This window comes from Acetobacterium tundrae, from assembly GCF_008086615.1.
Taxonomy (GTDB): Bacteria; Bacillota; Clostridia; order Eubacteriales; family Eubacteriaceae; genus Acetobacterium; species Acetobacterium tundrae.
In genome coordinates this window covers 251,140-263,244 of the sequence record NZ_RXYB01000001.1, presented here as the reverse complement: position 1 = coordinate 263,244, position 12,105 = coordinate 251,140, and the positions used below count along the sequence as shown (strand labels likewise).

Annotated in this window: 10 protein-coding genes and 1 pseudogene; 1 reads left to right on the top strand and 10 read right to left on the bottom strand. The window is 36.7% G+C overall.

What is annotated here, in order from left to right; translation table 11 throughout:
* Positions 1–287 precede the first annotated feature (287 nt).
* The 8 genes and pseudogenes from rsmB to FZC40_RS01165 form a co-directional block, all read right to left on the bottom strand.
* On the bottom strand, positions 288–1,610 hold the full coding sequence (rsmB, locus tag FZC40_RS01200) for a 16S rRNA (cytosine(967)-C(5))-methyltransferase RsmB (RefSeq protein WP_148602180.1): 1,323 nt from the start codon (positions 1,608–1,610) through the stop codon (positions 288–290).
* A complete protein-coding gene (locus FZC40_RS01195) occupies positions 1,610–2,308 on the bottom strand; it encodes a zinc metallopeptidase (protein WP_186843613.1) in 699 nt (232 codons plus the stop codon). The genes rsmB and FZC40_RS01195 overlap by 1 nt, the downstream gene beginning before the upstream one ends.
* 83 nt (positions 2,309–2,391) lie before the next feature.
* Entirely contained in the window at positions 2,392–3,333 is a 942-nt protein-coding gene (fmt, locus tag FZC40_RS01190) for a methionyl-tRNA formyltransferase (protein WP_148602113.1), read from the bottom strand.
* Positions 3,330–3,770, bottom strand: coding sequence for a peptide deformylase (gene def, locus FZC40_RS01185; RefSeq protein WP_148602112.1), 441 nt, complete (start codon positions 3,768–3,770; stop codon positions 3,330–3,332). The genes fmt and def overlap by 4 nt, the downstream gene beginning before the upstream one ends.
* A 23-nt stretch (positions 3,771–3,793) precedes the next feature.
* A complete protein-coding gene (gene priA / locus FZC40_RS01180; protein WP_148602111.1) occupies positions 3,794–6,181 on the bottom strand; it encodes a replication restart helicase PriA in 2,388 nt (795 codons plus the stop codon).
* A gap of 124 nt (positions 6,182–6,305) precedes the next feature.
* Positions 6,306–6,482, bottom strand: a pseudogene (gene rpoZ / locus FZC40_RS17645) (DNA-directed RNA polymerase subunit omega); the annotation flags it as partial.
* Between the two features lie 2 nt (positions 6,483–6,484).
* Positions 6,485–7,117, bottom strand: coding sequence for a guanylate kinase (gmk, locus tag FZC40_RS01170; protein WP_243135716.1), 633 nt, complete (start codon positions 7,115–7,117; stop codon positions 6,485–6,487).
* A gap of 56 nt (positions 7,118–7,173) precedes the next feature.
* Complete coding sequence (locus FZC40_RS01165) at positions 7,174–8,052, bottom strand: YicC/YloC family endoribonuclease (protein WP_148602108.1); 879 nt, start codon at positions 8,050–8,052, stop codon at positions 7,174–7,176.
* 498 nt (positions 8,053–8,550) lie between these two features.
* Between FZC40_RS01165 and FZC40_RS01160 the strand changes: the two genes are divergently transcribed.
* The gene (locus FZC40_RS01160; RefSeq protein WP_148602107.1) at positions 8,551–10,320 is read left to right on the top strand and encodes an Rqc2 family fibronectin-binding protein; all 1,770 of its coding nucleotides are present in this window, start codon (positions 8,551–8,553) and stop codon (positions 10,318–10,320) included.
* 105 nt (positions 10,321–10,425) lie between these two features.
* On the opposite strand, the gene FZC40_RS01155 is transcribed toward FZC40_RS01160, so the two are convergent.
* Positions 10,426–11,343 (bottom strand): RluA family pseudouridine synthase, encoded by a 918-nt coding sequence (locus FZC40_RS01155; RefSeq protein ID WP_148602106.1) that lies wholly within the window; start codon positions 11,341–11,343, stop codon positions 10,426–10,428.
* A gap of 24 nt (positions 11,344–11,367) precedes the next feature.
* The gene (locus FZC40_RS01150) at positions 11,368–12,105 is read right to left on the bottom strand and encodes a YlmH/Sll1252 family protein (protein WP_148602105.1); all 738 of its coding nucleotides are present in this window, start codon (positions 12,103–12,105) and stop codon (positions 11,368–11,370) included.

Here is a 12,105-nt window from a genome sequence, read left to right as displayed (position 1 = left end):
AACTTCTGACGAAGTATTATCTTCAATGAGCTTTCTTTACATAGACTAATCTATTATATCAAAAAAACTGCTTTTATACAATTTTTTCAAATTTTTTTCTCTTTAAATTGCTATGGTATAAAAATCATTGTTTTATAACAACCGACAATAAAGACGATTTATGCGTTTCACTGTGGTTCCAGCCAGTCTATCCATGAGTATTTCGTTTAACAACTGACTTTGTCAAAATTAAATATAAAAGCTGCATTATTTCTAAGGCAGCTTCAAAGTTTTGCAAGAACTCATTTTTATTTTTTTAGCAAACACATAAAGAATGCATCACTGCTGTCCATTAATGGACTGGTATAGGTATAAGCCTTGTCATTTTTATCTGGAATCACTTTAAGTTCCGGAAACTTCAGTAAAAGTTTATTTATTTGATTTTCATTTTCGTCTTTGTTTATTGTACAAGTTGAATACAAAAGTTCTCCGCCCGGTTTTAAATAATTAACCGCGTTTTCTAAAAGTGTGCTTTGAATTTTTACTAAGTCTTTTCTTCCCTCTTTGGTGCCATGATACTTTATTTCGGGTTTTCGTCTAATGACGCCTAACCCTGTACAGGGAACATCCAGTAAAATTTTATCAAAAGATTCTTTATCTCTCGCCAAAAATTCACAGCCATCTTGTTCTTCCAATAAGATATTCGAACAATCCAATCGTCTCATTGCCTGTCTGATCAGTTTCAACCGATTGGGAAAGATATCCCGGCCAATAATTTCGCCTTCGTTGTTCATCAGTTGGCTAAGATAGGTCGTTTTTCCGCCAGGTGCTGCACACATATCCAAAACCCTTTGGCCGGGCTTAGGATTGAGACGTTCAACCGTCAATAAAGCGGCCTGATCTTGAATTACAAAAAATCCTTCTTTGTATAAAAAGGTGTCTTCTATATTGTTTTCGAACACTCCCAAATTATTTAGCTGAATTGCCTGTGGCGACAACGTCCCGGGAACCGCTTCAACACCAAGTTTTTCGAAATTTTCGATTAAATCTTGTCGGGATGTTTTTAATGTATTACACCGAATCGTAAACGGCGGTTTTTCATTAAGCAGTGGTATGATTGATTCTGCCTCTAGTTTTCCATAGGTCTCATAGTATTTATGTACGATCCAAAGCGGTACTGAATAACGAACCGATAAGGCTTCCTTTTCATTTTTCCAGTTTTCAAACTTAAATTCTTTGCCATCTTTCTCAATTTTTCTCATGATATTTCTCAAAACACCATTAATAAATCCTTTCGCTTGTGGCTGAACTGCAGCCGCCAAATTAACCGATTCATTGACAATGGCATAATTGGGTATCTTATCTAGAAAATATAATTGATAAATAGCTATTCTCAGAATTTCACTGACTTCCTTGTGAAGCTTATTCACCGGTCTGCTGCTATGCTGTTTAATAATATAATCTAAATAAATTTGATTTTGAAGGCACCCGTAAACAAGATTAAGGAAAAGCCGTCGATCCTCATCCTTCATTGGATTCTCAGACAATGTCTTTTTAATTTCAAGATTTGAATAAGCGCCATCATAATTAATTTTCAGCAGCGTTTCTAATGCTTGTTGTCGAATATTCATCAATCCCTTGAACCTCTTAATATTATTAATCGTAAAAGCGTTAATAAAGACATTAGCGCGGCTGCAACATAAGTCAAGGCGGCGGCTCGCAATACTTTTTTTACGCCCACTTCTTCCCCCGGCAGAATCAGATGATTATCCATCAGGGCCGCAATGGCTCGTCTACTGGCATTAAATTCTACTGGCAAGGTGATGACGCTAAATAACAGCGCGAGTGAAAAAAGAATAATTCCAAAGTCCATGAACGCCATTCCCCATGATGTCTGTGCAAAGAAAAATCCCAGAAAAAACAAAGGCCAGGCCAGATTTGAGGCAAATCCGGTAATTGGAACCATAAAGCTTCTGAAACGAAGTGGCCAATATCCTTCTTTGTCCTGAATAGCATGTCCTGTTTCATGGGCTGCCACACCGACGGCGGCAATGCTCGCCTGTTGGCCAACCCCCTGTGATAAACGCATCACTTTACTCCTTGGATCATAATGATCCGTTAAATTACCCGCTACATTCTCAATACCAATCATACTTAGTCCATTACTGTTTAATAATGTTCGAGCCGCTTCAGCACCGGTAACACCAGTTTTGGTTGCAACTTTACTGTATGCTTTGTAAGCGCTACTTACCTGATATTGGGCAAAAGCAGCTAAAATCACTCCTGGAATAAGTATTAAAAATGTCCAATCAAATGGTATAAAATACATCTGTTATCCTCCTAGTATTAAGGGTTGTTTATAATTTCATAATGTCAATTATTGTATCATGGTTTTCTAAAGAACTTCTTAGTCTATTTTAAAATTGTTCCAATCTGCATGGATTTTCCACGAAGAAAAACGGTTGACTTCATTCTTTTTTTTCCTGGCGCTTGTATATCTCCGATTATTAATGCTCCATCTTTTGTCTTGACAATCATTCCTTCTTTATCATTGGCCATCAGCACAGTTCCTGGTGTTTCTTCACCTTCCCAAGTCATTATCTTTGGAGAAAAGCATTTTATTTTTTCTTCTTTATAAAACACGTAAGCACCAGGATGCGGATCTGTTCCATTTATTAATGACAAAATAGCTGAACTTGTTTCGTTCCAATTAATGTGTCCGGTATCCTTCTGTATTTTGTCCGCATAAGTAGCCTGTTCTTCATTCTGGGGAATCGGTTGTGCCTTGCCTGTTATTAAATCTTCCAGCGTGATCATTAACAACTCAGCCCCGGCTGTAGATAATGCCTCATGCAGAGCTTCATAAGTTGTTGTTTCCGTAATTGGACATTCTGCTTTGGCTATCATATCACCAGTGTCCATTCCCTCCCTCATTTGCATGATGGTTACTCCTGATTTTGGCTCACCATCAATGATAGCCCGTTGAATAGGTGCCGCGCCGCGATATTTAGGCAGCAGCGAACCATGGATGTTCAAAGAACCATAGTGGGGCATTTGCAGAATTTCTTTTGATAAAAACTGTCCATAAGCAGCGACAATAAAAACATCCGCTTGATAGGTTTTCAATTGCTCAACAAATTCCTGCGCTTTAATCTTTTCCGGCTGTAAAACCGGAATGCCAAGCTCCACAGCTTTTTCTTTTAATGGCAGGATTGCTATTTTTTTTCCTCTTTTATTCGGTCGATCCGGTTGACACACAACGGCGGCCACCTTGTAGCCGGACAAAACCAATTTTTCCAGAGCCGGAACACCAAAGTCTGTTGTTCCCATAAAAACAATTTTTAAATTTTTCATTCTATTACGTGATCAATAAATAAAATGCCATCAAGATGATCCAGTTCATGGCATACTGCTCGGGCTAACAAGTCTGAACAGCTAAGGCGAAAAATTTTGCCTTCGATATCAGTCGCTTCCACCACCAATGATTGTGGACGAGAGACTTTTCCAGAACATTCAGGTAAACTTAAACAGGCCTCTTCATCAATCACTTCGCCATCTGTTGAAAGAATGCTTGGATTGATAAATGCGACCGGGCCATCCCCGACATCAATCACAACGATTCTTTTTAAAATACCGACCTGCGGCGCTGCCAAACCAACTCCGTCAGCAGATTTCATCGTTTCAATCATATCTTCACTTAAAATTCTTATTTTTTCATTAACATCTTGAATGACCTTTGATTTTTTTCTAAGAATTGGGTCATCATCGATCCTTATTTGTCTAATTGCCATTTATTCCTCCTTGATTTTATATTTTATGGATTAATCTGAATTGAAACTTTTGACTTCAATTTTTCAATTACACCCAATTTAATTATTTCCATCATGATCTTCTGAAATGTGCTTAAATCCGATATTTTTAATACAATCTGATACTTCACATTACCGCCTTTCGTAATGCCAAGGCGAATCGGTTTATAAATCGCGTGCCAGTCACCAGCCTTTTTGAAACTGCTCTTTAGCGCAACGTACAATTTAAATGCATCATTTTCTGTTTCTTTTTCATTTTTTTGAAATACCCCAAAAACAATCATATTGACGATTGGCGGATATTTCATTAGTTTTCGATAACGTATTTCTTCCCGATAGAATTCCTGGAATTCTTCATTGACGATTGAATAAATCGTATCATTTTCCGGTTCGTTTGTTTGAATGAGTCCAACCGTTTCATTTCCCATTGTTTTCTCGAAAAAGCGGCTGTATGTTTGATAAACAGTTTCTGATGCTCGATAATCCCCTTGATTGAGATCCTGATCAATCAAAATAGCAGCTGTTAAACCGACGTGAAAAAAGCTGAAATGATTGATCAGCACCTGGGTTCCGATAAAAATATCAATTTCTCCGTTTAATAACGCTCGATTTGTTTTCTTTATTTCCGATCGATTTAAATTTCCCTGCACTGTTTTGATTCGGGCATTTGGAAATATTTTTTTTATATTTTCTTCTAGTTGATCAATACCGAGACCCAGATACCGAATTTTATCGCTGCCACAAACAGAACAGTGAACTGGAATCGCTTCTTGATGTCCGCAATAATGACAATGCAAAGCATGATCATTTATAAAATATTTTAAAGAAACGTTGCAGTTCGGACATTTTATAACATGTCCGCAATTTCTACAGAAAATACTATTCGCATAACCCTTATTATTAATAAAAAGCACGCTCATGCGTTTCTGTTGTAAAGACAATTTAAGCTGTTTAATTAATTGACGGCTCAAAACACTCATATTGCCACTGCGTATTTCTTTCTGCATATCTATAATTTCAATTTTATTTTGACGCTTCTGCGGTTCTCCAATTTGAAGTTTGTTTAGTTCTTTGTTCTCAATTTGATACCAAATGGCGATCCTTGGCATATCATCTGCCAAAATATAAGCTATTTTCATTATTTCACTAATTTTTTTGGCAATATCTGTAATGTGAAATTTAGGAGCCGATATGGTAGTATGTGACGAATCATGTTCATCATCAATAATAATAAGCCCTAAATTTTTAAATGGTAAGAATAAAGAAGATCCAACGCCAATAACTACTTGGATGCGGCCACTTTTAACATTTTCAAATAACGCAAATCGTTCTTTTGGCGTCAGTCGGCCATGAAAAACGCCAACTTTTTCGCCAAAATATTTATAGAACATTTCCATCCGCTGAAATGTCATATTCACTTCAGGGAAAATAACGACAACGGATTGATTTGCCTTTATTTTGTCTTCAATTGCCTTAAAAAACAAACGGTATTTACTGACTGCATCAAAGACATGAAAGAAGATTCCATGATTTTTTTTTATTAACTGGTTGTATTTGTTATACTTTGTTTTTTCTTCATCGGTGAGGATAACCGCGGGTCCATTAATCTTATTAATTTCTGAAAATGTACCCGTTTCTCCCTGAAATAAAACCGCCGTCCTGGTTATATAGGCTTTTAAGATCAGCGGCTCTAAGCTTTTATCAAAACGAGTGGAGCACATTTTCAGTTCGGCTCCGCTCATATCCTTGCAGTTTAAATATTCAAGAAGCATTCGCTGCTTTTTTCCCAATTTTTTATCATTCTGAAGTAATTGACGTCCAGTTTCCGTTAAATGATAGGTATCGTGCGTCTGCTCTTCATTCGCAAAAATGGTTTTCCAAGTTTTAACTGAATCAATCACTTTTTTTTTAAGGAGCTGATCTAATATAACTTGGTCATCTTGTTTTACTTTTCTATGCGATACTACTTCATTTCCCGTGTTAAAATAATGATTCATAAACCAATTCTCATTTAAATCCAGAGAAAAATTACCTTGATTTTTAAAATAATTAATTTCCTGAATGGTTTTAATGCCCATGGTGAAATAAGAAAGGGCTTCATAAAATAAAGAACAATAGCAGGCCTTCATCCAAAGACACAGTTCTATTTGTTCTTCATTTAAAATTGCTTCTTTATCAATGTTTTCGTGTATTTTTTTTATTTTACCCGGATAGTCAGATGCCTCTTTCACACCAGTGACAAAACCTTCCATTCTGCGATTTCCAATACCAAAAGGAACTACTACACGCATCCCTTTTTTTATTAAAATTTCCAGTTCTTGGGGAACAACATAATCATAGGCATGGTCTATCCGCTTGTTCTTTTGATTTAAAAAGACTTCCGCAATTTTCACAGTACCGTCATTCCTATGCTTTTATAAACGATGAGACTTCAATTTTCTCGTCAACAAACAGTATCATGTCCGATTCATCCTTATTATTATCTTCTTCTAATTCTGATTCTTTTTTGGGTGCCAAACGAATCATATCTTCTGCTATTTCATTGGTTGCAATCGTCACCGGGTTGTCAATTTTTATTTTCACTAGGGGTTCATCCCCTTCAACTATCTCTCTCGCTCTTTTCGCCGTTGCATTCACCAACGAATACTTATTGCCCGCTTTTTTTATTAAATCATTTAATGCTGGATATCGCATCTTTACCTCCCAAGTATATCTTCAATTTTATTTTTCAATCGTTCTGTCCGACATTTTTCCGCAGTAATAATACTTTGAACTCTTCGTGCGGCATCTTCAAGGTCATCATTAATAACGATATAACTATAATCGTCAGCATTTCTCATTTCTTCATAGGCACAGTTCAATCGCATTTCCATTTGTTCCGTACTTTCAGTACCCCGTTCTTCAATTCTTCGTCGTAATTCCTGCATTGAAGGTGGCACAATAAAAATATAGATTCCTTCTTTGAAATTACTTCTCACCTTTGCTGCACCTTGAATATCGATCTCCAGAATAACATCATATCCGGATTCAAGTAAGTTTTCAACATAATCTTTGGGGGTTCCATAATAATTTTCGTAAACCGTCGCATACTCTAAATATTGTCCCTGCTCAATTCTTGTTTCAAAACTTTCTTTTGAAACGTAAAAATAATCTCGCCCCTGTTTTTCATAATTCCGTGGTTTTCTAGTAGTTTCAGAAATGGAAAGACGGAGGTCCGGATTTTTTTGACATATTATCTTACAGACACTTCCCTTTCCTGCACAGGATGGTCCTGATATGACGATAAGAATACCTTTTTCTCTTTCGAAAAATAGCTCCGATAATTGCATTTTATTTACTTCCTGGTTTTCAATTGGACAATCACTCATAGACTTAATAAACACCCCTACTCAATATTTTGAATTTGCTCTCTTATCTTTTCGATTTCGCTTTTTACATCTACCACAATATTTGCTATCGCTAAATCATTGGCTTTTGATCCAATGGTATTAATCTCTCGATTTATTTCCTGAATTAAAAAATCCAATTTTCTTCCAACCGGTTCAGTTTCAACTATAATTCCTTCTAATCGTTCTAAATGACTTTGCAGACGAGTTAATTCCTCATCAATGTTAAGTTTGTCCGACATGAGCGCAACCTCTGTCAATAGACGTTTTTCGTCTAATTCAACAGATTCAACATAAGAAGATATTTTTTCCCGCAGTTCTTCTTTGTATCGTTCAAGCATATCTGGACTTCTCTTTTTTATTTCTATTACATAATTTCGAATCGCTTCGCAGCGATTTGTAACATCTTTTTGCAGGGCGCTTCCTTCTCTTTCCCGACTTGCCTCAACTTCCGCTAACGTCTTTTGTAAAATCGGTTCGATCTTCAACCAAATACTTTCATAATCATCATGATCTTCCTCAATCATCATCACATCGGGAAATTTCGAAATCAATGATAAGCTCAAGTCATCACCGATCATGGAATCAAGCCTGCGGATTTCATTTAAAACCGAGATATAATTCTTTGCCAAATCGCGGTTAAAAACAATCCGTTTATTTTTTGCTCCAAGTTCGGTATATTTTATGAATACCTCAATTCGCCCTCTTGAAATGCTTTGTGATATCGTATTTCTGATTTTTTCTTCAATTGGATTAAGTGTTTTGGGAATTTTTATGAAAAAGTCTCTAAAGCGATGATTAATTGTCTTAATTTCAATTGAACAATCTACTTCCTCATCACGAAAATCTTTTCGTCCAAAGCCTGTCATACTTTTCATGGCGTTTCTCCATTTCTACTAAAATCAGCTATGTTAATTCTTCCTTTAAACCATTTTACCGGGTTGCCTCTATATTAAGTACTTCCTCAAGAAACCTTGCTATCTATATTTTGATCGGTTTTTCTAATCTTTTGATCACCGTTACAGATAAGTAGGTACCCGTTCCACTTTCCTCAGTAAAACCAACACCCCTTTCCCTCATGATCACATTAATATGTTCACACCACCAAGCCTTCACAAATTCACACTGCATTTAATTTCGTTTTAAACTCATTAAGTACTATCTCTCATATATCTTATTATACACTACATAGTTACTTAATTTATACACTATATCGAATTCTTCTTAAAAAGTCAAGAATCCACCCTACATTTGTTGTTGAATTCAATATCCATTTAAATTTCAACTGTCATCCTCTTTTATTTTTTTAAAAGACTTTTACATCTTAGCAGAACATGATAAAATCAAGCCAACAATTCGAAAGGAGCATCATTAATATGGCTTATGACGGCGTTACCCTGTATCATTTAATTAAAGAATTTAAAGTCCTCTTAATTGGAGGCCGTATTCGAAAAATATATCAACCGGAAACTGATGAAATTAGGATGCTGGTCAATGTAGGCAAAGAAAATCATCATGTTCTCCTGTCTGCCAATGCCAGCAATCCCATGGCTTACCTCACTAAAACAAAGAAAGAGAACCCCAGTGCTCCGCCAAGCTTTTGCATGGTTCTGCGAAAATATATTCTAAATGGCACCATTGTTGACATTACCCAGCATGAAACAGATCGTGTTTTGGAGATATCAATCTCCTCCAAAAATGAATTTAATGATACGGTTGTTCGAAAGCTTCTTGTTGAAATCATGGGGCGAAACAGTAATATTATCCTAGTTGATGAATCCCATAAAATTCTGGATTCCATGAAAAAGGTCGGTTCAACTTCCAGTCGATATCGGCAAATTCTACCTGGCCGGGATTACATTTATCCACCTGAAAACAACCGTTTGAATTTTTTAAAGTTCGACACCGATTCCTTTAACAACATCCTTCTTCTCAATCAGGATGTGACGGTTGAAAAAACATGCATTCAGGCATTTTTAGGAATTAGTCCTGCTATTGCCAGGGAAATCGCCTTTAGAAGTGGGATTAATCCCAACAGCAGTATATCTGAACTCAGCAAAAAGCAAGAACAATATTTTTATGAAGGTTTTTGCCAGGTTATTGATTCTTTCAAAGAGAACGCTTATCCTAATATAATTTACCAGAATAGGAGCATGGTTGACTTTTCAACCATCGACCTTCACCATTTAAGGGAAGATTATCACCATGAAACATATTCAAGTGTATCGGAGATGCTTGAAGACTATTACTATAAACGTGATAAAGCAATCCGTTTCAAAACACGAAGTGCAAATCTCCGCCATCAACTGGATACCCTTCTTAAAAAGAATGTTAAAAAATTAAAAAATTTACATCTTGATGAGGAATCATCCCATAAAAGTGAAAAATACAAACTCTATGGCGATTTGATTACCGCTAATATTTATGCCCTTGAAAAAGGTCAGGAAACTGCCACTCTTATTAATTATTATGACCCTGATTGTCAAAGCATTGAGGTACCGCTAAAAGTCAATCGAACACCTGCTCAAAATGCTCAAAGTTATTATAAAAAATATAATAAGAGTAAAATTGCATTACAACACTTAAGTGGCTATATCAAGGAAACCGAAGATAAAATTTACTATTTAGAAAGTCTCATCAATGGATTGGATCAATCCACTGAACTCGATGAGCTGGATGAAATTCGGCATGAATTTCTTCATTCCGAGTTTAACAAAAAAGCACTTTCCAAAGAAGATAAAAAAAAGCAAACTCCTTCAAAACCCCTTCACTATCTTTCATCCGAAGGTTTTCATATTTTTGTCGGAAAAAACAACTATCAAAACGATTATATCTCCACAAAAATGGGGAAAGATGAAGATTGCTGGCTTCATGTAAAAGATGCCCCTGGCTCTCACGTTCTGATTATGGCAAATGGACGTTTCATTCCTGAGAAAACCGTATTGGAAGCAGGAGTTTTAGCCGCTTTTTACAGCAAATCAAAAAATTCCAGCAATGTGCCGGTGGATTATCTCGAATTCAAATATTTGAAAAAACCGAGCAAAGCAAAACCTGGGATGGTCATTTTCACCAATCAGAATACTATGTACGTCACGCCCAGCCAGGACGCCGTTGATGCCATGGAAATCGTCGTCGATAATATCTAAAAACCAAACATATCCCTCAGGGGCGATCCGTGATCGCCCCTGCCAAACAATAGCCGCATTCGGTTTCATAAGACAACTGTTTTTCCTTAAAAATAATGTTTTTTTCTATTTTAATCCTTTTAAAAGCTCAACGAAATTATCCGGCAAATGAGCCTTAAATATAAGGCTTTCCCCCGTTCTGGGATGTACAAAACCCAGCGTATGGGCATGCAAACACTGTCCCTGTGTTTTAAAGGGATTTTTTTTGTCCCCCTTGCCATACAGAGGATCTCCTGCAAGGGGATGCCCTATTTTTTCCATATGTACTCGTATTTGGTGAGTGCGCCCTGTTTCAAGCTGAAAACGCACAAAAGTATATTGAGCAAATCGTTTGATCACCTCAAAATGGGTGATCGCATCTTTCGAGTTCTTTTCAACCACCGCCATTTTGATTCGATCCACAGGATGTCGCCCAATGGGCATGTTCACGGTTCCTTTATTGGGTTTTATCACACCCTTAACAAGACCGTAGTACTGCCGCAGAATGGTATGCTCTTTAAGCTGCTCAGACAACCCATGATGCGCACAGTCCGTTTTCGCGATCATCAATAGTCCAGAGGTATCTTTATCAATTCGATGAATGATTCCCGGTCGCATAACACCGTTAATATTCGAAAGATTCTTGGTATGGTATAAAAGCCCATTTACAAGTGTTCCCTGATGATTTCCCGGGGCCGGATGAACCACCATTCCCTGAGGCTTGTTGAGTACAATGACGTCATCATCTTCATAAATAATGTCTAAAGCCATATGTTCCGGCACGATATGACATTCCCGAGGTTCTGGAATTGTAAGTGAAATATTTTCCCCACCTTTCAGGTGATAACTGGCCTTCTTTTTTTGACCATCTATCAACACATTTCCTGCTGTTATCAACCGTTTTACATATTCTCGTGAATAATCACCAGGCAATGTACAGCAGAACTGATCTAAGCGTTGATCACTTTCTAATGGCACTATGTAGTCAAATTGCTGTTTATTCATTAATATTTCTCCCTTTTATGCCTATCAGATGTACTTATCGACTTCCACTCGGATATTTCCTTTTTTTGTTCGATCTTCCATGCTGATAATCTTGGCTTTGCCTTTTCCTCTTAAAGAAACGATATCTCCGGAATTGATTCGAAAATCATTCTTGTTAATTTCGGAATAATTAACCCGAACCTTTCCCTGTTTAATAAAAACCAAGCTGTTTTGCCGGGAGAATCCCCAAATTTTATTAATAATGCCATCCATTCGATTGGATGCAACAACAAATGAAACACGTTCGAAATTTTTATCAAAGGTCATCATTTCAGATGATTCTTTAATTTGTATTTTTATTTCTCGACCTTTCACTTTATTAAAATTTATCCATAAAAAGTCTTGGAGCCTTTTATTTGCAATCAATTGGACTCGCTCTTCACCAACATTAATATCACCAATGCTTTCTCGGGTAATGCCTAGGTGCATCAGTTCTCCAAGAATATTGCGATGATCAAGAGGCATTTTTTTCTCAAACTCGATCGCAAAAATCGGCCATTCCAAGTCTTCTTCATTCACATAATCCGGAAAAATGCACAACATTTTTCTTTCCGCATCCTGGCAACCTCCAAAAAACAGATAAGGGACACCATAATTTTTTATGGTGTCCGCTATTTTTTGCTGGAATATTTCATCGTAGAAATCAAAAAAACGGGGTGCAAAATTATTATTGCAGGCATCTACCACACGTGATAATAAAAAAACATCTTTTTTTTCTGTCAT